This is a genomic window from Bradyrhizobium sp. HKCCYLRH2047, from assembly GCF_051168175.1.
Taxonomy (GTDB): domain Bacteria; phylum Pseudomonadota; class Alphaproteobacteria; order Rhizobiales; family Xanthobacteraceae; genus Bradyrhizobium.
The window spans coordinates 1-19,467 of sequence record NZ_JBNPUM010000003.1 but is presented as its reverse complement, the minus strand read 5'-3'; the positions used below and the strand labels follow the sequence as shown (position 1 = coordinate 19,467).

The following is a 19,467-nucleotide window of genomic DNA, read 5'->3' as shown; positions in this document are numbered from 1 at the left end:
ACATCAACGGCGTCATCCCGGGCAAGGCCGCCAACGCGCCAGCGTTGGTGGCCGCTGACTCGCGATCCATACGCCGCGGCGGATCTGGCTGGGCGGGATGGAGCGGCCATTGTGCCTCACAGGTCTCCATGGGGTTATGGATCCCGGATCTGCGCGCGCGTGACCGCGCGCTTGTCCGGGATGACGGTGAGGGTGTGGTTGGCGGCGTCAACATCTGCATCAGCACGCACCTCATCATTCCCGCGACACCATCGTGCCCAGGCTGATCATCAGCATCGCCCCTCGCCAATCGAGGGTGCAGGGAAGGCCGGGCGTCTGCCGACACCCGCGGCCCCCGTGCGGAAAGAAGTGCACGGGGCAGGAACCACAGGATCGGCCAGGACATCCCGGCCTTCCCTGCGCAACGGCTTTACGGCTTACTTCGCGCTCTCCCTGGGGATCGGCGTTCTTGCCCCCATCGCCCGCGCGTGCCCATAAGCAACGACCGCGAACTTGACCTCAGCGACGAGAGGCCAGGACCACACGACTTCGCCGTCCGCAACGCGCCAGTCGTCCACCGGCGCCTCACGGCCATCGCTCCCCGCACTCCACGTATCGTGACGACGCGTACGCCCCTCTTCGATGAGGCGGGATGAGGTAGAGAAGCATGTTTTCTGAAAAAAGGAAAGAGGAAATTTCGCCGAATACGAAGATTCGCGCATGTGCTAGGATCGCATCATGAGCAACCGCCTCCTCCTCCATGGCGTCCCCGATACGCCCGCAATCTGGGGGCCGCTGATCGCGGCGCTCGGCGAGACCGTTGCCGTCCCCTGCCTGCCCGGCTTCTGCGGCGAAACCCCGGCCGGGTTCACCTGCATCAAGGACGCTTACGCCGACTGGCTGGTCGCGCTGATGGACGCACAGCATGCGGCGGTCGGGCCGCTCGACCTGGTCGGGCATGATTGGGGGGCGCTGCTGGTGCTGCGCGCGGCGTCGCTGCGGCCCGAGCTGGTGCGAAGCTGGGCTGTCGTCGGCGGCGTGCTCGATCCCGCTTATCGCGGCCATCGCATTGCCCGGATATGGAACACGCCCGTGCTCGGCGAGATCGTCATGGCGCTGTCGACGCCGCGGATGATGGCGCGGATGTTTCGCCAGAGCGGACTGCCGGCCGAGCTCGCCGCGGGTGAAGCCGCGGCCTGGCAGGCGCCGATGAAGCGCGCGATCCTCGCGCTGTATCGCTCGGCGAACGGGCTTTGCTTCGGCGGCGACTGGATCGAACGGCTGGCCCGGCTGCCGCGGCGCGGCCTCGTGATCTCAGGCACGCAAGACCCTTACGTGCCGCTCGACACACTCAGCCGCTTCGCACAGCGCCACGGCGCATCCCTTCACGTCGAGCAGGACGCCGGCCATTGGAGCCTCGTCGAGCGGCCGCAGAGCATCGCGGCGGCGCTGCGGGAGCATTGGATGGAGTGAGCACCAGTCCTATTGCGAGAGGGCTGCCATCAGCGCGTCCCGAACCTGATCGGCAATCTCCTCATCGTAGCCCTGGTGCGCATTGAACACGTATTGTTGCCCGACGAGTTGCTGTCGCTTCTCGACGTTCCAAATCCGCAGACTGACTTTGTGCCGGCCATCGCTGAGGACCGCTGCGTTGCCGACCAGAACGAGATCGAAATGCAGATCGCGCAACTGCTCGAATTTCGGCAGCAGAATATCCGGACGATCTGGATCCACCAAAGGGACCGGTCGATCGACGAGGCGGAGCGACGGCAGAGCCTGGAAGCGCACGCGTAACGCACTCGTCATAAGGTCCGCTTCGTCTCTCGCTTCGGGCGTCATCGCATGCAGTTCGGGCACCGCGATCACGCGATCGCCCTCAGCGAAGGCAGGTAGAGCAACGACCGTGAGCAGAACCGTGACGGCCCATGCGACCACAAGAAAGATGCGGCGGATACGTCGAAGCATGACCGTCTGCATGACTACTTGACTCCCGGCTCCAATCTCAACCCGAGCAACCAGCCCATTTTGCGGCGTGCGCATCGGCCATCACACAATCTTTGATAGATTGCCATCCCCTGATACCATATCCTGAAAGTCGCTCATCGGAGACATTCGACATGGCGCGTTTCAGGACTGGCCTCTGGTTTTTCTCGGCGCTGCTGGCGGCGCGGCTGTTCACCAGCGCTGCGTTGGCCGAGGACGCCGGCCTCGCCCCCTTCCCCCATCCCGACTGGACGGCCGCCACGCCCGAGGACGAAGGCATGGACTCCGCGGGGCTGGCAAAGCTGGTCGCGATGGGCAAGGCGATGCGGTTCGACAGCCTGCTGATCGCGCGCCACGGCAAGGTCGTGCTCGACGCGTCCTACGCGCCTTACAGCGCCAACGAACCGCACATCATCAATTCCTCGACCAAGGCGGTGGTCGCCACGCTGATCGCGATTCTGCTCAAGGACGGCATGCTCGACAGCCTCGATCATCCGGTGCTCGACTTCTTCAAGGATCGCAAGATCGACAATGTCGATGCGCGCAAGCAGGCGCTCACCGTGCAGCATCTGCTCAACATGACCTCCGGATTCGACTGGGACGAGGGCTATAATGGCGGTGCCGAGACGTCGCTGTACGAGATGGGACGAAGCCCCGACTGGGTGCAGTACATTCTCGACCGTCCGATGGCGCATGCGCCCGGCGAGACGTTCTACTACAACAGCGGCAACTCGCATCTGCTCTCCGCCATCGTCACCAAGCTCACCGGCAAGAGCGCGGAGGATTTTGCCCGGGAACGACTGTTCGCGCCGCTTGGCATCACCGAGCACGCCTGGTTCAAGGATTCCAAGGGGATTTCCGGCGGCGGATTCGGGCTCGCGCTGAAGCCGCGCGACATGGCGAAGATCGGCTACCTCTATCTGCGCCGTGGCCGCTGGGGCGAGCAGCAATTGCTGCCCCTCGACTGGATCGAAGCCGTCAACCACGCCACCGTCAGCATGAACGCGACGTTCGATCCGGGGCTCCGCTATGCCGATCAGTTCTGGGCCCTGCCGGAGCGGAACGTCTTCATGGCCGTCGGCTATCACTGCCAGGTCATCATGGTGCTGCCGGACCCTGACATCGTGGCCGTGATGACCGCGCGCAATTTCTGTCCGTTCCGCAAGCTTGCGAATGAGATCCTGGCCACGGTGAAATCGAATGAGGCCCTGCCCGCTGCTGATGGAGCCAAGGAGGCTCTGGCGGCCGCCATCAGCGAGGCCGGGACGGAGACGCGAGGCACGGTCGGCAGTGTCCCGGATATCGCGGCGACGATCTCGGGCAAGACCTACACATTTCCGCCCGGCCCGCTCGGCATCAACACAATCACCCTCAGCCTCACCGGACCCGAGCCGCAGGTCACCTGGGACATCCCGTCGCGAGACCGCAACGGGGGAACAGTTCATCTGCAGAGCCCGATCGGCCTCGACGGCCTCTATCGAGCGACTGCGCAACCTCACCCCTGGCAGCCCTACGTCTACCGCGCCATGAAGGGCAACTGGGTCGATCCGACGACCTTCGCGATCGACGTGCAGTTCATCGGCCAGGGCGAGGAGCGCAACTGGCGGCTCACCTTCGATGGCGACAAGGTGATGTTCAGAACCAAAGGCCGCTATGGCAAGGATCTGGCGATCGAAGGTCAGGCGGCGCCATGAGTCCCCGATCGGCTCCGCCAAACTCCTGATAGCAGCGGAGTCCGGATGCCTTGGTGCTGACGGACCGGCAGACCGGGCCGGAAACAGTTTGGAACAGTTCTAATAACCTTCCGCGTGCCGCAGGCCACGGCTGCGATCTCCCGTCGTTTTCGCGAGCAGCTCATCTCGTGTATGTCTGCCCTCCCGCCGCGGCTCGTCCTGCGGCGGGGGATCGTTTTTCGATTGCGGTGGCATAATGTTGGGATTGCTGGAGCGGCTGGGGCTGCGTTTCGAGGATGCCGTGGAGGAGCGGCGCTTCGTTGATCAATTTGTTCATGGCAATACCGCCTGGACGCAGATCGCGATGCTGCTCGGTGCGCTCACCTTTGCCGGCTACACCTTGTGGGACTTCGTGCTCTATCCCGAGATCGTGCCGACGACGCTCGCGATCCGCGGCGGCACCGCCGTGCTGGTGCTGCTGCCGCTGACGGCGCTGCTGTCGACGCCGGCGCGCCGATGGGCGGAGCCGATCCATCTGGTCTATTGCGTGATCCCCGGCTGCGTGCTGCCGACGATCTACTGGGTGCTGCCGTCGGGCTTCACCTACTCCGCGGCCGGCATGATCATTATCATCCTGTTCGTGTCCACCATGCTGCCGCTGCGCACCGGCTCCTACGCGATCTTCTGCGCGACGAGCTGGAGCGCGCTGGCGGTCGCCGAGAGTCTCGCGACGGAGCCGCTGCCGCCGGGCCTGCGCTTCATCGATCATTCGCTGGTCGGCAATGCCTGCCTGCTCTCGCTCTATGCGGTCGGGGCGCGGGAGTACCAGGCGCGCAAGCAGTTCCGCACTGCCGAGGCACTGCAGCGGGAGAAGGAGCGCTCCGAGACCTCGCTGCGCGATCTGCATGCCACGCAGGCCCATCTCGTGCAGGCAGAGAAGCTGGCCTCGCTCGGCCAGCTCGTCGCCGGCGTCGGCCATGAGGTCAGCACGCCGCTTGGGCTGGCGCTGACCACGTCGACGGCGATGGAAGGCGACGTCCAGGCGATCACGCGCATGCTTGGCGGCGGCCCGGTGCGGCGCTCGGATCTGGCGCGGGGCGTCGCGCGGCTGCAGCAGGGTCTGCACCTGACGACGCAGAGCCTGCATCGTGCCTCCGAGATGGTCCACAGCTTCAAGCAGGTCGCCGTCGACCAGGCCAACGAGGCGCTGCAGACCTTCGAGTTGCAAAGCTGGATGACCGATCACGTCGCCAAGCTCCGCCCGCTGCTGGTGCGCCAGGGACTGACGGTCGTGCTGTCCTGCCCGGAGGGCATCGTGCTCACCAGCTATCCCGGCGCACTCGGGCAGGTCATCAGCATCCTCGCCTTCAATGCGGCGACGCATGCCTATCCTGGCGACAGCAGCGGCGTCTTCACCGTGGAGGTCGCACAGCCCAGCGATGAGTCGGTGCGCATCGTCTGCGCCGATCAGGGCGTCGGCATGCGCGACCAGGTGCGCGGCCGGGTGTTCGACCCGTTCTTCACCACGCGCCGCGAGAAGGGCAATGCCGGCCTCGGCCTGCACATCGCCTTCAACCTCGTGGCATCCACGCTCGGCGGCCGCATCGAGCTCGACAGCCGGCCGCAGCAGGGCACGCGCATCACGCTGGACATTCCGCTGATCGGGCCGGGCAAGCCGGCCGAGCTGGAGCTCGCAGCGGCGCAATAATCCCGATGATCGCGCGCATCGAGGCTCGCCGCGGAACTGTCCCCGCGCGATGCATCGCGGCGATCAGGCAAGGAACCGTCGCACCGCTCTGCCGCCGTCACGAACGAGCGATCGCACGAGCAGATGAGAACCTCCCTGTGCCCCGCACGGCCTGCGCTCCAGCATGCGCGGCTGCTCATGCGTCTTGCGGCCGCCGCGCATCAAGGCCAAGGGCGACGGCTCGGGCGCGATGACCGACCTGCAGGAGGACCCGGTCGGCGAGAACATGGTGCTGTCGAACCGCGACAAGACCGAGAGCTCGCGCGAGTGCGGCCAGGACGGCCGCTGCGTCGAGACCGAGCAGTATCAGGACCACAACGACAACAAGGGCCGCGGCTGAGAACGTCGTAACGTGGCGTCGTAGGGTGGGCAAAGGTGCGCCGTGATGTCGCGGATCAATCCGCGCTGTGGCGCGCGCGGTGGCATCACGGCGCGCCTTTGCCCACCCTACATGTCAGATGCGCTCGGCGCTCTAGGCCTTGGCCAGACCGGCGCCGCGGGCGCGACGGATCGCGTTGGCGGCGATGATGATATGCAGCAGCAGCGACAGGCCGAAGCCAAGGGCATGCTGCGCCGCTGTGGCCGGGATCGTCAGCACGGTGACGAGGCCGAGCGGAATGAACAGGACGATGCCGGTGACGAGGCCAGGATTGTAGCCGCGAAAACGCAGCGCCGGGCCGATATGGCCGAGCGCGTTGACGAGCATCAGATAGGGCGCGACCAGCGCCCAGGCCGGGCCGGCGATCCAGGCGACGTAGAGCGCAATCAGGTCGATGCCCCAGACCGCGCCGCAATTGACCCAAAGCACGTCGCCGGTGGTCAGCGCCTCGCGGCCGCCGAACATCACGGTGTTGACGAAGCTGCGGAAGCGGTCGCCGGTGTGCTCCTCGACCTGGTGGATCATGTAGCCCGGCGAATGCAGGAAGATCAGCAGCAGCGCGAGCGGCCAGTCCGCCGCCAGCAGCGGCACCAACGCCAGCAGCGCCGCGGCCATGAACACGGCGCCGGCAACCCAGTGACGGGTGAGAAGCTCCAGCATCACCTAGTGATGCGCGAGTCGGCTGAACTTGCCAAGCCGGGTTGCCCCGGAGCGACGCCGCCTGCTCCGGGAGGCTGCGGCCTGATGTCCCATCGCAGCCTCCAAACCTTGCGGGGCGCGGCGCGACCTACTTCAGCAGCACCAGGCATTCGCCGGCCGGCGTGGCGTTGGCGCGGGCGGTGTCGCGATCGAACCTTCCGGCCATCACCAGCGGCCTGACACGCTCGACGATGACGTCCTTGACGACGCTGTCCGGGCCGATGGCCGGCGCAGACGCGTCGTAGATCTGCTTCGCCACCGGCGACAGCTTGGCGGCACAGCTGTCGGCGGCGGCGCGGTTGCCGGCCAGCGCGGCCTGCGACGGAAGACATTGGGAGACGGCGATGAATGTGACAAACGGGAATGCGACGCGCAGCATGGCAATCAGTCCTTCGTTCAAATGAGGTTCAGCCCGGCGCAAGCAGGCCCGGTCCGGAGCACATCCACTCATTGTCCGGCAGCCTGCATGCGGGCTCTGATCTAACCCGAGCCGGCAGCAACGCCTACTCGATTTCGCCCGTCCGCCAGCCGAGGTCCAGACCGTGCAGCAAGCTCCTGAAATACTTCGAAAAACCCCGGTGCAGAAGCGCACGCGGCAGACCCTCGACGTGATCTTCGAGGCAACCGCTCAACTTCTGCAGAGCGGCGGCGGCAAGGGCCTGAGCACGAACGCCATCGCCGAGCGCGCGGGCTTCTCGATCGGCACGCTCTACAGCTATTTCAGGGACAAGACCTCACTGTTGCGTGCGCTGGTGCTGCGCGAGTTCGCTCGCCAGGAGGCGGAGTTCGGGGAGGCGCTGGAGGCGCATCGCGGGCTTGGACGCGAGGCGATCGTGCGCGCAGCGGTGCGCCAGGGCTTCGCCCCGTTCGCCGGCCGCCACCGTGTGCGGCGCTATCTGCTCGGCCTGCTGGGCAATGACGCGGAGCTGCAGAAGGCGCTGCACGAGATGGTGGACCGCATGACCGAACGGCTGATCCAGACGGTGGGTTTGCGGAGCGAGGCGATGCCGGCCGCGCGCCGCTTCATCCTGGTCCGCGCTGCGCTGGGCCCGATCCGGGCTGCCCTCATGCGCGAGCATCGCCTCGTCGGCACGCGCGAGCTCGAGGACGAACTGGTGCGGCTGATGCTGTTCCTGCTGGAGCCGGATCCCGCCAGATCGTCATGAGAGCCGTCACGAGGGGCGGTCGGGCTTCGCGGCCGCCAGCCGCTCCGCGAGCTTCCTCAAGGCCTCCTCCGAGGCCGGCCGGCTCTGGAACTCGCGGATCGCGCGCGACAGCTCCTGATCCGACATCGGATGCGCCGGCTGCTTGATGCGGCCGTCGGCGAGGGCAGCTGCGATGGTTTCGATATGCGGCCCCGTGCCACCGAACAATTGGCGGAGCCGGGAGAGGAACGCGATGTGGGGCACGGCTGTTCTCCCGATGCGGCGACCGGCAACCTTCGACCGCATCTGCTGAAAGCCACCTTAGTCGGCATCGCCGGCTCCGTCGTCTCATTTGATACAAAACAGCGCCCGGACGGTACGATTTTCATGGATGCGGACCGGATCGTCACCGAGAAGCTCAGGGAGCATTCGAAGCTGACCGGCGAGGACATCGCCGAGATCCGGCATTTCAGCTTCGCTTTGCGCGAGCTTGCCGATCAGGAGGACCTCATCCGCCAGGGCGACGAGCCGGACCGTTCCGTCGTCGTGATCTCCGGATGGGTGGCGCGCTATCACCTGCTGTCCGGCGGCCAGCGGCAGTATCTCTCCTTTCACATGCCGGGTGACTGGCCCGACGCCCAGGCGATCTTCCTCGACCGCATGGATCACGCCGTCTGCGCGATCGGGCCGGCGGTGGTGGCGAGCATTGCGCACAAGGAGCTGACCCGCGCGATCAGCCGGCGGCCGACGCTCGGCTTTGCGATCTGGCGCGAGACGCTGATCGATGCGTCGATCTTCCGCGAGGCCATCACCAACAACAGCGCGCGGAGCAAGCCGGCGCGCATGGCGCACATGTTCTGCGAACTGTTCTATCGCGCCCGCGCGCTCGGACACGTCCGGGACGATCAGTTGCAGTTGCCGGTCAGCCTCGTGCAGCTCGGCGAGGCGCTGGGCATGGCGATCGCGACGGTCAACCGCACGCTGCTCGAGCTGCGCGCCAGCCGCGCGGTCGATTTCCGCAGCGGCATGCTGACGGTGCACGACTGGACGCGGCTATGCGCGATCGGCGAGTTCGATCCCGGCTATCTGCACCTGAAGAAGCAGCCGCGCTGAGGCACAGGTCTCAGCGCGGCGAAGTACGTGGGCTCGTCGAGCCCACCTCTCGCGCCGCCTCAGGTCAGGCGGCGACCTTGGTGATCAGCTTGACCGCGTAGGCGTAGGGCCCGTTCGGGCTCTTCTCGGCGATCCAGGCGCAATGCCAGTCGGAGCCGTAGCGCAAGCCCGTGTCCCATCCCGAGCCGCCGCCGTGCTCGTTGTCCCACGACCAGGCCTTGCGGTCCTTCTGAGGATCGGAAGGGAAGCTGCTGCCGCTGTAGACGGAGATCTGCCCCTGCTGCGCGCGGAACGGCGCGTTCGTGCTCCACTTGAGCCACAGATTGCCCTGCTCCTCGTAGGACGTGAGCGACCATTGGTAGGGCGCCGAGACGGTCTGCGGATTAGTGCTGGTGGTGGCCGATGTCTGCTCAATGACTGCCATGATGGTCTCCGTTCAAAATGAGATGAAAAATCTTCACGATACTGGCTGTCCAAAAGACAACCATTGCTTGCATATCCGATGAAACTCGCCTCGGCAACAAGCCTCCCTCGCACAACGACGTGATCGCGCGGCGGGCGTCGCGTTCAGCAGCGGCCGCAGGCCCTGCGCTCAGATGCAGAGACCGATGACCTTGATGCTGAGGTGGCAGTCCTTGGCGGAGGACGTTGGCGGCTTGGCGCCCCAGCGCGTCGCCGGCCTGGCGTCGCCCTTCCCGGATCGTGTCGCCGTCTGCGCGACCACGGCCTTGCCCTTGCTCTTCGGAGCGCCCTTCGGCTTGTCGGCGTCGTAGTCGCCCGCGATCACCATCGCCCAATAGGTACGCTTGCCGCTCGCATTCCTTGCGCTGGCGATACCGACCTTGGTCGCCTTGGGCAGCAGCAGGTTCTTGCGGTGGCCCGCCGAGTTGATCCACTGCCCCAGCGTCTTGTCGAAATTGTCATAGCCATAGGCGATGTTCTCGGCGGCGCGGCCGGCCTTCGACGGCGCGACACGCCGGGTGAAGGGAGCGAGCACCTCGTGGCTGAGGTCGTCCTTGTCGGCCATCGCGCGCGCCTGCTCCATCGCGATGCGGTCGAGCGTCGCGTCGCGCGTCACGCGGCCTTCGCCATGGGCGAGCCGGAACGCCGAGATCTGGTCGGCCGGCGCGGCGTCGCCGGCCCGCGCCGCGGACGCTGCGGTCGTGGCGAACAGCGCCGCGATCAGGAGAGTGCGGAAGCCGCGCAGCATGAGATGAAGCATCGGCATGCTAGTCCACCCTCTCGAGCGCATAGACGTCGATCGTCGGCTCCTCATAGGGATGCGCACTGCGGATCGCCTGGATCACGGACCTCAGCCTGTCCCCGGCGCACACGGCCTCGATGCGCTCCTCCTCGACCGTCTCGAGCCGGCCGACCGCGCCGATCGCCGGGTTGGCGCCGGCGAGCGGGCGAAACCGGCCGGTGCCCTTCGAGGTAAACGAACAATGATCATAGTTGCCGATGCGGCCGGCGCCCGCCTCGCCCATCGCGTGGCGCACGGCGTCACCCGCCGCTTCCGGGACATGGACGACGATCTTGTAGGTCTTCATGCGGGCCTGGATCCGGACGTCGATCACACGGCCGTTACCATCGCGGCGCCGCCGGCGCAATTTTCAGCGGCTCACGGGCAGTCACAATCACGCCAACGCCGGCACCGGTGAGCAGCCATTCCGAAACACGCCTTGTGCGACGCAGCAAACCCGATATCTATCGGTGCTCTCTCCCGCATTCCCAACACCGTGGAAGGCCCGCGCCTTGGCTGATACCAGTGCCGACACCATCGAGATCGTCCGCCACCGGCCGATGGGCTTCACCGAATTCGTCATCGTGGTCGCGGCGATCATGGCGCTCAATCCGCTGGCGATGGACATGATGCTGCCGGCGCTGCCGAACATCGGCGCCTCGTTCCATATCGACATCGCCAACCGGCTGCAGACGGTGCTGTCGGCCTTCGTCATCGGCTTCGGCCTCGGCCAGTTCGTGATCGGCCCGCTGTCCGACAGCTTCGGCCGGCGCCCGGTGCTGATCGGCGGCATGGTGCTGTATGCGGTCGCCAGCCTGCTCGCGATCGCCGCCCCGTCCTTCGAGATGCTGCTGCTGGCGCGCGCGCTGGAAGGCCTCGGCACCGCGGCGACGCGCGTGATTGCGACCTCGATCGTGCGCGACTGCTATGCCGGCCGCCGCATGGCGAGCGTGGTCTCGCTGGCGATGATGGTGTTCATCGCCATTCCCGTGATCGCACCGTCGTTCGGCCAGGCCGTGATGCTGCTGACGCAGTGGCGCGGCATCTTCGTGGTGCTGACCTTGTACGGCATCGTCACCTTGCTGTGGACCGCGATGCGGCTGCCCGAGACGCTGCCCGAGAGCGAGCGCAAGCCGTTCTCGGTCAAGGAGATCATCGCGGCCTTCCGCAACACCCTCACCAACCGCCAGACACTGGGCTATGCGCTCGCCGCGAGCGGCATCTTCGGCGCCGTGCTCGGCTATGTGCTGTCCTCGCAGCAATTGTTCACCGGCGTCTATCATCTCGGCCGCTACTTCCCGCTCGCCTTCGCGGCGATCGCGGTGACCATCGCGGTCGCCGGCTTCCTCAATGCCCGCCTCGTCGGGCGGCTCGGCATGCGCATGATCTCGCATGGCGCGCTGGTCGGCAGCGTCGTCATCGCGCTGGCCTGTTTCAGCGCGGCGGTTCTCGGCATGCTGCCGCTGTGGCTGTTCATGCTGCTGTCGGCGGGCATGATGTTCACGTTCGGCCTGATGTTCGCGAACTTCACCGCGCTGGCGATGGAGCCGCAGCGCGCCAATGCCGGCACCGCGTCCTCGCTCTACGGCTCGATCACGACCCTGCTCGGCATGGCCGCCGGCGCCGTCGTCGGCCAGGCGTTCGACGGCACCCCGCTGCCGTTCGCCGCGGGCTTCCTGGCCTGCACGTCGAGCGCGCTCGTCATCGTCCTGATCACCGAGAAGGGCCGGCTGTTCCACGGCCATGGCAAGCCGGTCTAGATCTGAGGCACTTGATCGAGACCCGAGCGCCAACCGCGATCTCCTCTCACCTCCGCTCCGTCGGAAGAGGTCGGCGCGTCGCGCCGACCGAGGGGCCCAGTCCCTCGGCACGGAGGCATCCGTCCTTCGCGCAGGCCGCGCGCGTGGTCGCCAACGTCGGCGATGACATGAGCTACGGCATCAAGGCCGGTGCGCCGCGTGACGCCAGAAGCACGGTGACCTTCGTCGCCTGTCCGTTCCAGGCCGACCATCCGGCGCAGCGCGAGGCGCAGCCGCCGTCCTGCCGAATATCGATCGACAATATCGCGCGCGAGCTGGTGCCGCAGATCCGTGCCGCGCTCGGCGTACGCGCCTATATCGACGTGCTCTATCGCGAATATCTTGGCAGCGATCTGACCAGGCCGGCCTGTGGCCGCGTCCATTTCGAATTGCGCAATGTGCCGATCACCGGGACGACGCTGACGGCATGGTCGTGGATCTCGAAAGACTACACATATCAGCAGTTTCCGAGCCTGTTGCCTTGATCATAAAAACGAGATGGCTCGAAAGAAATAGCCTGCGATGCATCCATAAGCGACAACGAACAGAACGGCTTTCAACAGGAACAGGACGTTCATGGGAAGGTCGAGCAGCGGCGTGTGACCGATATCCTTATCCTCTTTGGTGCCTAAGATTTCCTGCTTCCGATAGTACAAGAACCAGATGATCGCTCCCAGGAAATACTGCAGCAGATCAGCCAGTAGACCGGACGCAATAAGAAGGAGCGGCAGCAGAAGCTCGCTCGGAATAGCGGATTGTCCGGCGACCTCCTTTTTGAAGGTCCAAATGATTACAACGCCCGTCAGACCCAGGTGACGACAGATGTCGCTCACCTTGGCGGTATACATCGTGAACGCGTCGCGGTAGCCCTGAAGCTTCATCGCATGTTCGAGGAACGGCTGAAAAGCCTCGCCAGACTAATAAGCTTCGCCTCCTTCGGAGGGGCACTGGGTGCTGCAGCGCCAGTTGAGCTTGTCTTGGCCCTGAGGAATTCTTTCCACCACAATTCCGCGGGGAGCTCGTGTTCCGCCGTTGGCTCTTCCGCTGGGGGCGTCGGTGTGTCGGACTTAGGTTCGTCGGCCATTACACAACCTCCAATTGCAATAGAAAATATGGCAGCGTTGCAGAGAAAGTTCAACTGAGATGGGATGCAACGAGCGGGCGAAGTTTCTCCCCCCCGATCAGCTGGCAGTCGCGCAACCGCTGGACCTTGCGTGTCATGTCCAGCGCGAGCTGTTCGGCCGCGCGCTGCCAGAGGTGGGCGCGCCCGATGGCTTCTCGCGACGCTGGATGCTGGATGAGTTTGCCGGCTATCCGGAGCGCGCGAGGTCGCGCAGGCGCGCTCGCCCAACGGGAGAGCGGACATCCGGCGCCGCACCGATCCCGCCAGTTCTCAGATGCAGGGGCCCTGCCCGCGCTGCGGGCACAGCTTGAGCACGCTCGACAGCGTCAGAAGCAGGCGCGCGCTGCGCGTTGTGTTGTCGGGGGCACGGTAGCTGAGCGGCGCGGCGACGCCGAGGTCGGCGCGCCAGTCGTTCGGGAAGGTGAAGCGGATCCCGGCTCCCGCCGAGGTCAGCGCCACGCCGTCCGACGGCCGGAAGCCGTCGTTCCAGGCGAGCCCGGCATCGAAGAAACCGTAGAGCTGGTAGCTCGTGAGATATTGCCAGTTCGGCTTCTGCTCGAAGCGGACCTCGAACGTGCCGGCGACGCCGTTGTCGCCGCTGATCTCGGCGCTGCCATAGCCGCGGCCATAGGCGAGGCCGCCGAGATAGAACTGCTGCGAATTGTACAGCGGACCCGAAGCGAGCTGGCCGGCGGCCGCGAGCTTCAGCGACCACGCCTCGGACAATGTCTGATAGCGCGCGAACCAGCCGCTGAAGACCGAGAAGCTCGGCGAGGCGCCCGCGCGCGATGCGAGGGGATCGTCGAGCGGCGTCGCCCCGAACGCGTTCAGGCCCTGCCGGTACGCCGCCGTCAGGTAGCTGTCGCCGCCGACATCATCCTTCCAGCGGTAGTCGGCAGTGAAGGTCAGCGTCCTCACGCGATCGCGATACCAGATGCCGAACAGGTCGCGCTCGGTCACGTCGCTGAAGGCGGCCGCGAGATTGAGCTTCAGCGAGGCGCGCTGCGACTGGATCGGCACGAGGCCGCCGCGCAGCTCGAGCGTCTCGGTCACCGTGTTGTCGTTGAACAGCCGTCTCCGGTCGCCCGGCCGCACCTCGCTGTACAGCGCGGAGGCGCCGACATAGGCGCCGTCGGTGCCGACCGGCACCTCATAGGACAGCCGGCCGAAGGCGAGCTGGCGCGGATCTCCCGGCGTCGTCGACAGGTTGGCGGTGAGCGTGTCGCCCGGCAGCAGATAGGAGTTGAAGGCGGCCGTGGCGTAGTTCTGCCAGGGACCGACGGTCGACGAGCCCAGATTGTCGACGCCGGCGAAGCCGTAGACGTGCCAGGTCTGCAGCTCGATCACCAGGCGGAACCGACCGGTGGTGCCGCCGATCTCCTCCAGCGCGGAATCGACCAGACGGACGCCGCCGCGGCCGTTGATCAGCAGCAACTGCCGCTCCAGCGTCTCCAGCCGTGACGGCTGCTCGGCCAGCATGGGGGCGAGCATCGGCCGGATGCCGAACTCTTCCGCGCCGGCGCCCTTCAAGGTCACCTCGGTGATGCTGCCTTCGAGGATCTGGATCCGCACCCGGCCATCGCGGATGTCCTGCGGCGGTACGATCGCACGGCTGAGATGATAGCCGGCGGCGCGGTACTGATCGCTGATCGCGGTCGTGATCGCGGCGAGGTCGGCCTGCGACACCGGCTTGCCGAGATAGGGCTGATAGCTCGCGGCGAGCTGCTCGGCGGGCAGCGCGGACGCCCCCGTCAGCGTGACGCCGCGCATGGTGAACAAGGGCTTGCGATCGCCGCCGCCCTGAGGCGCGAATTGCGGCGCACGCGGCCGCGGCGGCGGCTGCGTCAACCGCGACTGCTGCTCGTCGAAATATCGCTCGGTCTGCCGCGGATCGAAGCCCGGCTGGCTGACCTGCTGCGCGTGAACCGTTGCTGCAAACAGCAACGCGGACAGGGAAATGCCGGCGGCGATCGCGGCTCGATGCAGCCGTCGCGAGCCGTGCGGTCCGGCCGCGACGTCGCGCCAACCCGCAGTCCTCCCAGTTCCGTCGACACAACCAGCGCGCATGCCTCGTTTCTAGTTTGTTAAGGTCAACGAAGCGTAAATGCGTGAGGGAAACGCGGCTGCAACTCCTAAGGGTCTCTTGAAACATTTCGATTAGTTTCAAAAGCCGCCAACGACGCGAGTTCGTGCCATGTCATCCAAGCGCTTCCTGATCCCGGGACTGATCGCCGCGTGCCTTTTCGGGGCAACGCCGGCCGCATTCGCGGCCGACGGTGAGCCGTGGCTGGTGAGCAAATCGTCCGGTGAGGTCTGGGTCACCACCCAGGGCGCAGCGCAGGTGTCGCTCGGTCGCGAGGACCCGCTCAAGCCCGGCGATACGATCCGGACCGGGCCGACCGGCCGCGTCCGACTGACCCGCGGCGCCGAGACGATCGTGATCGCGCCGAACTCCGAAGTCGGCCTGCCCACCGCGGCCAGGGACGGCATGGCGACGACCATCCTGCAGCGCGCCGGCTCGATCCTGCTCGACGTCGAGAAGCGCAACGTCCAGCATTTCGAGGTCGAGACGCCCTATCTCGCCGCCGTCGTCAAGGGCACGCAGTTCAGCGTCACGATCTCCGGCCGCAGCACCAAGGTCGAGGTCAGCCGCGGCCAGGTGCAGGTGTCGGATTTCAAGACCGGCCAGATCGCCCAGGTGATGCCCGGCCAGGCCGCCACCGCCTTTGCGACCGGCCGCTCCGGCCTCAGCCTGTCCGGCGCCGGCAGCTTCAGCCCGATCGAGCAGGGCCGCCCGCGCGCCTCCACGATCGATCGTGTTCCGGTGCCGCGCGACGGCCTGCAGGCGCCGCGCGAGGCCAAGGGCAGCGTGATCCACGCGCTGAACGCCAACGGCCCGGCCGCGCGTCCGAGCACCACGGTCGCCGCGCAGCAGCATTCCGCGACCGGATTCGGCGGCGCGAAGCCCGGCGTGGTGCGGATCTCGTCATCGATCGGCGAGGTCAACCTGAACATCCAGAAGGCGACACGCGGCCTCGCCCATGGCGCCCACGCGCCGGCCGCCGGTGGAGGACGAAACGCCGCCTGGAATGACGCGCGCGGCAACAGCGGCAATGCGACGAGCAATTCGGCCACCGCGAGCGGCACGTCGGGAGATTCCTCGATCGCAGCTGCCGTCACCGCGGCGGTCGGCTCGCCAAGCGGATCCGCCAGCGCCAATGCAGCCGGCAATGGCGACGCCGGCAACGGCAATGCCAATGGTGGCAGCCGCGGCAGCAACAATGGCGGTAACGGCAACAACGGCCAGGGCAACGATAGCCAAGGCAACAACGGCAATGGCAACGGTAACAGCGGTAACGGAAATAGCGGCAACGGCAACAGCGGCAACCATGGCAACGGCAACCATGGCAACGGCAATGCCTACGCCTACGGCCACAGCAAGAACTAGGGAGTCCCGATCGAGCGTCACGCCTGCGTCATGCGCCGTCATGGGGGAGCGCGGGCTCGCAGGGTTCCATGGCTCTGCGGTCGGAGCGGGATGAGGTCGGGATCGGGAACGCGGGCATCGACGTGGCACGCAGATATTCGGGAGAGGGCATGTTCAGGCGGTTCATGCCGCATATTCTGGTCGTTGTTGCGCTGCTGACGGTCGGCCTGTCGGGGGCCCACGAGCTGTTGAGCAACGCCCTCGTCGATCTGCGCTTACGCCTCGACACCCGCCCCGCCAGCGGCGAGATCGCGGTGGTCGCGATCGACCCGCGCTCGATCGAAGCCATCGGCGTCTGGCCGTGGCCACGGACCCAGCATGCGCGCCTGCTCGAGCAGTTGCAGCGCGCCGGCGTCCGCGACGTCGCCTTCGACGTGGATTTCAGCACACCGTCCGACGCGGCCGGCGATCAGGCGTTCCTGACCGCGCTGCAGAATGCCAAGAGCTCGGTCGTGTTGCCGGCCTTCAGGCAGCTCGATGCGGCCGGGAAGGACACCGCCGTTCACCTCAACCGGCCGCTGCCGCAATTCGAGCAGCTCGCATGGTCGGCCTTCGTGAATATCGAGGTGGCGCGCGATGGCCGCGTCAGAAGCTATGCTTTCGGCGAATATTGCGAGACCGGCGGGGGCAAAACCTTCCTGCAGTCCATGGGCGCGTTCCTCGCCGGCAGCGATGCGGTCAAGGACAGCTCCTTCCTGGTCGACTACGGCATCGATCTGTCGTCGCTGCCGCGGGTGTCGTATGTCGACGTCCTCCGTGGCGACGCGGCGGCGCTGGCCCGGATCAAGGACAAGCGGGTGATCGTCGGCGCCACCGCGATCGAGCTCGGCGACTATTACAGCGTGCCGAACGGCCGCGTCCTGCCCGGCGTCATGCTGCAGGCGCTGGCGGCCGAGTCCATCATTCAGCATCGCACGCTGCTCTCGACGTCGACGGCCGCCACCCTGGGCGGCCTGCTGCTGATCGTCATCATCATGCTGGCGAGCTGGCGGCACCTCTCGGCGGCGCGGCGCGCGCTGCTGATCGCCATGATCAGCGTCCTGATCGAGGCCGTGGCGCTGCTGCTGCACGACCGCTACGCCCTGGTGCTCGACACCTCGATGCTGCAGATCGCGCTGGTCGCCTATCTCGCGGCCACGGCCCTCGACGAGATCGACTTCCGCGGCCTGCTGCGGCACGTCGCCGAGAGCCGTTTCGAGCGGATCGCGATGTCGATCGGCGACGGGCTGGTCTGTACCGACCGCGACCGGCGCATCACGGTGTGGAATCCGGGCGCAGTCGCGATCTTCGGCTACGGTGCCGACGAGATCATCGGCCAGCCCTTTGCGCGTCTGCGCGCCGACGGTAGCGACACCCATGACCTGTTTCCGCAGCAGGAGGCGGCGCTGCCGGCGACGTTGATGCCCGACGGCTCCACGATCGAGTTCGACGGCAGGCGCAAGGACGGCCAGGTATTTCCGGTCGAGGCGAGCTTCTCCGCCTGGCAGGGCGCCGACGGCCTGCAATATGGCGTGATCCTGCGCGACATCTCGGCGCGCAAGCGCGAGGCCGAGCGCATCCGCTACCTCGCCGAGCACGACACGCTGACCGGCCTGATCAACCGCAACACGCTGCAGAGCGAGCTCGCCGCCATGATCGCGACCGCGGATGCCGCGTCCGACCGCGTGGCGCTGCTGGTGGTCGGGCTCGATGCCTTCCAGCGCATCAACGACATGCTCGGCCACGCCTTCGGCGACGGCGTCTTGCGCGCGGCGGCCGAGCGGCTGCGCACCGAGATCGGCAGCATGGGCCGCGTCGCCCGGCTCAGCGGCGACGAGTTCGCCGTCGCCATTCCCTGCTCCGCCATCGGCGGCACGGTGGCCGAGCTCGCCGATCACCTGTCGCATTTGTTCGAGGCGCCGCTGGACGCGGGCACGCGCCAGCAGCGCGTCAAGGTCACCCTCGGCGTCGCGGTGCATCCCGAGGGCGGGCACTCGGCAGACGAGTTGCTCAGCAATGCCCACCTTGCCCTCTGTCGCGCCAAGATGGACCGGCGGGGCGGCCATGTGCTGTTCGAGAGCGCCATCCGCCACGAGCTCGAGCAGAGATTGACGCTGGAGGCGGAGCTTGCGCTCGCCGTCGAGCGGAACGAATTCGAGCTGTTCTACCAGCCGCAGGTGGAGCTGTTGGACGGCCGCGTGATCGGCGCCGAGGCGCTGATCCGTTGGCGTCACCCGACCCGCGGCCTCGTGCCTCCCGGTGATTTCATTCCGGTCGTCAACACCTCGCATCTTTCCGAGGCGGTTGCGACCTGGGTCATGGCCACCGCCTGCCGGCAGGCGCGGGACTGGCAGCTCGCCGGCCACGACATTCGCGTCGGCGTCAACCTCTCGCCGTCCCAGTTCCAGTCCGGCGACCTCGCGGCCTTCGTCAGCAAGCTGCTCACCTCGACCGGCCTGTCGCCGCATCTGCTCGAGCTCGAAGTCACCGAGGACATACTGCTGCACGACGAACCCGGCGTGCTGCAGACGTTCAACCGGCTGCAGGCACTCGGCGTCAGCCTGGTGTTCGACGATTTCGGCACCGGCTATGCAAGCCTGAGCTATCTGAAGAAATTCCCGCTCGACGGGCTCAAGATCGACCGCTCCTTCGTGCGCGACGTGCTGACCCAGGCCGACGACGCGGCCATCGTCGGCTCGACGGTCAGCCTGAGCAAGCAGCTCGGCCTGTCGGTGATCGCCGAGGGCATCGAGAACGCGGCGACGGCCGAGTTCCTGCTGCGGCTCGGCTGCGAGCAGGGACAAGGCTATCACTTCGGCAAGCCGATGCCGGCAGCGGATTTCACGCAGCGGTTCCTGCAGGTGCACGAGGATACACGCCAAGCCGGCGCGGCGTGAGGTGAGATGGCGGGATTGATGCGAGCGGATGGGCCATGCGTGTGCACGCCCGCATCTCTCGCGTGTCGAGCACTAATCCACCGTTATGTCCGGGCGCCCAGTTCAAGGTTGGGCCCATGCGAGCGCCTGACTCACTGATCCGTCATGGCCGGGCTTGACCCACGGCTGTCCGGTTCAGACAGACTGGACATGGTGCATGGCGTGGATTCTTCTGCGGTCTT

The 19,467-nt window shown here is 66.6% G+C and carries 19 protein-coding genes; 10 read left to right on the top strand and 9 right to left on the bottom strand.

The window, feature by feature from the left end:
• Window positions 1–717: 717 nt before the first annotated feature.
• Window positions 718–1,452 (top strand): alpha/beta fold hydrolase, encoded by a 735-nt coding sequence (locus ACQR1D_RS07315; RefSeq protein ID WP_434837681.1) that lies wholly within the window; start codon window positions 718–720, stop codon window positions 1,450–1,452.
• Window positions 1,453–1,461: 9 nt separating this feature from the next.
• Here the strand turns inward: ACQR1D_RS07315 and ACQR1D_RS07310 are convergent, their stop codons facing one another.
• The gene (locus tag ACQR1D_RS07310) at window positions 1,462–1,956 is read right to left on the bottom strand and encodes a hypothetical protein (protein WP_434837680.1); all 495 of its coding nucleotides are present in this window, start codon (window positions 1,954–1,956) and stop codon (window positions 1,462–1,464) included.
• A gap of 140 nt (window positions 1,957–2,096) precedes the next feature.
• On the opposite strand from ACQR1D_RS07310, the gene ACQR1D_RS07305 reads away from it, so the two are divergent.
• The 3 genes from ACQR1D_RS07305 (at window position 2,097) to ACQR1D_RS07295 (ending at window position 5,722) form a co-directional block, all read left to right on the top strand.
• Complete coding sequence (locus tag ACQR1D_RS07305) at window positions 2,097–3,656, top strand: serine hydrolase domain-containing protein (protein WP_434837679.1); 1,560 nt, start codon at window positions 2,097–2,099, stop codon at window positions 3,654–3,656.
• A 235-nt stretch (window positions 3,657–3,891) separates the two neighbouring features.
• Entirely contained in the window at window positions 3,892–5,343 is a 1,452-nt protein-coding gene (locus ACQR1D_RS07300) for a sensor histidine kinase (protein ID WP_434837678.1), read from the top strand.
• A gap of 163 nt (window positions 5,344–5,506) precedes the next feature.
• Entirely contained in the window at window positions 5,507–5,722 is a 216-nt protein-coding gene (locus tag ACQR1D_RS07295; RefSeq protein ID WP_434837677.1) for a hypothetical protein, read from the top strand.
• Window positions 5,723–5,854: 132 nt separating this feature from the next.
• Here the strand turns inward: ACQR1D_RS07295 and ACQR1D_RS07290 are convergent, their stop codons facing one another.
• Together ACQR1D_RS07290 and ACQR1D_RS07285 are read right to left on the bottom strand one after the other, a co-directional pair.
• On the bottom strand, window positions 5,855–6,421 hold the full coding sequence (locus ACQR1D_RS07290) for an HXXEE domain-containing protein (protein ID WP_315803775.1): 567 nt from the start codon (window positions 6,419–6,421) through the stop codon (window positions 5,855–5,857).
• A gap of 127 nt (window positions 6,422–6,548) precedes the next feature.
• A complete protein-coding gene (locus ACQR1D_RS07285) occupies window positions 6,549–6,839 on the bottom strand; it encodes a hypothetical protein (protein ID WP_434837676.1) in 291 nt (96 codons plus the stop codon).
• 199 nt (window positions 6,840–7,038) lie between these two features.
• On the opposite strand from ACQR1D_RS07285, the gene ACQR1D_RS07280 reads away from it, so the two are divergent.
• Entirely contained in the window at window positions 7,039–7,626 is a 588-nt protein-coding gene (locus ACQR1D_RS07280) for a TetR/AcrR family transcriptional regulator (RefSeq protein ID WP_315803777.1), read from the top strand.
• A 6-nt stretch (window positions 7,627–7,632) separates the two neighbouring features.
• On the opposite strand, the gene ACQR1D_RS07275 is transcribed toward ACQR1D_RS07280, so the two are convergent.
• A complete protein-coding gene (locus ACQR1D_RS07275) occupies window positions 7,633–7,869 on the bottom strand; it encodes a hypothetical protein (protein WP_315803778.1) in 237 nt (78 codons plus the stop codon).
• A gap of 123 nt (window positions 7,870–7,992) precedes the next feature.
• Here ACQR1D_RS07275 and ACQR1D_RS07270 point away from each other — a divergent pair, with 123 nt between their 5' ends.
• On the top strand, window positions 7,993–8,718 hold the full coding sequence (locus tag ACQR1D_RS07270; RefSeq protein WP_315803779.1) for a Crp/Fnr family transcriptional regulator: 726 nt from the start codon (window positions 7,993–7,995) through the stop codon (window positions 8,716–8,718).
• A 64-nt stretch (window positions 8,719–8,782) separates the two neighbouring features.
• Here ACQR1D_RS07270 and ACQR1D_RS07265 read toward each other — a convergent pair whose 3' ends face one another.
• The 3 genes from ACQR1D_RS07265 to ACQR1D_RS07255 form a co-directional block, all read right to left on the bottom strand.
• Window positions 8,783–9,142 (bottom strand): hypothetical protein, encoded by a 360-nt coding sequence (locus ACQR1D_RS07265; protein ID WP_434837675.1) that lies wholly within the window; start codon window positions 9,140–9,142, stop codon window positions 8,783–8,785.
• A 168-nt stretch (window positions 9,143–9,310) separates the two neighbouring features.
• Window positions 9,311–9,946, bottom strand: coding sequence for a CAP domain-containing protein (locus tag ACQR1D_RS07260; protein WP_315803781.1), 636 nt, complete (start codon window positions 9,944–9,946; stop codon window positions 9,311–9,313).
• 1 nt (window position 9,947) lies between these two features.
• On the bottom strand, window positions 9,948–10,268 hold the full coding sequence (locus ACQR1D_RS07255) for a hypothetical protein (RefSeq protein WP_315803782.1): 321 nt from the start codon (window positions 10,266–10,268) through the stop codon (window positions 9,948–9,950).
• Between the two features lie 205 nt (window positions 10,269–10,473).
• Here ACQR1D_RS07255 and ACQR1D_RS07250 point away from each other — a divergent pair, with 205 nt between their 5' ends.
• Both ACQR1D_RS07250 and ACQR1D_RS07245 read left to right on the top strand, forming a co-directional pair.
• Window positions 10,474–11,721 (top strand): multidrug effflux MFS transporter, encoded by a 1,248-nt coding sequence (locus tag ACQR1D_RS07250; RefSeq protein WP_316179852.1) that lies wholly within the window; start codon window positions 10,474–10,476, stop codon window positions 11,719–11,721.
• Window positions 11,722–11,732: 11 nt separating this feature from the next.
• Window positions 11,733–12,245 (top strand): DUF1833 family protein, encoded by a 513-nt coding sequence (locus ACQR1D_RS07245; RefSeq protein ID WP_316217039.1) that lies wholly within the window; start codon window positions 11,733–11,735, stop codon window positions 12,243–12,245.
• Here ACQR1D_RS07245 and ACQR1D_RS07240 read toward each other — a convergent pair whose 3' ends face one another.
• Both ACQR1D_RS07240 and ACQR1D_RS07235 read right to left on the bottom strand, forming a co-directional pair.
• Window positions 12,246–12,641 (bottom strand): hypothetical protein, encoded by a 396-nt coding sequence (locus ACQR1D_RS07240; protein ID WP_316217040.1) that lies wholly within the window; start codon window positions 12,639–12,641, stop codon window positions 12,246–12,248. It lies immediately after the preceding gene.
• A gap of 512 nt (window positions 12,642–13,153) precedes the next feature.
• The gene (locus ACQR1D_RS07235) at window positions 13,154–14,950 is read right to left on the bottom strand and encodes a ShlB/FhaC/HecB family hemolysin secretion/activation protein (protein WP_434837674.1); all 1,797 of its coding nucleotides are present in this window, start codon (window positions 14,948–14,950) and stop codon (window positions 13,154–13,156) included.
• Between the two features lie 127 nt (window positions 14,951–15,077).
• On the opposite strand from ACQR1D_RS07235, the gene ACQR1D_RS07230 reads away from it, so the two are divergent.
• Both ACQR1D_RS07230 and ACQR1D_RS07225 read left to right on the top strand, forming a co-directional pair.
• A complete protein-coding gene (locus tag ACQR1D_RS07230) occupies window positions 15,078–16,331 on the top strand; it encodes a FecR family protein (RefSeq protein ID WP_434837673.1) in 1,254 nt (417 codons plus the stop codon).
• Between the two features lie 149 nt (window positions 16,332–16,480).
• The gene (locus ACQR1D_RS07225; protein ID WP_434837672.1) at window positions 16,481–19,246 is read left to right on the top strand and encodes an EAL domain-containing protein; all 2,766 of its coding nucleotides are present in this window, start codon (window positions 16,481–16,483) and stop codon (window positions 19,244–19,246) included.
• The last annotated feature ends 221 nt before the right edge of the window (window positions 19,247–19,467 follow it).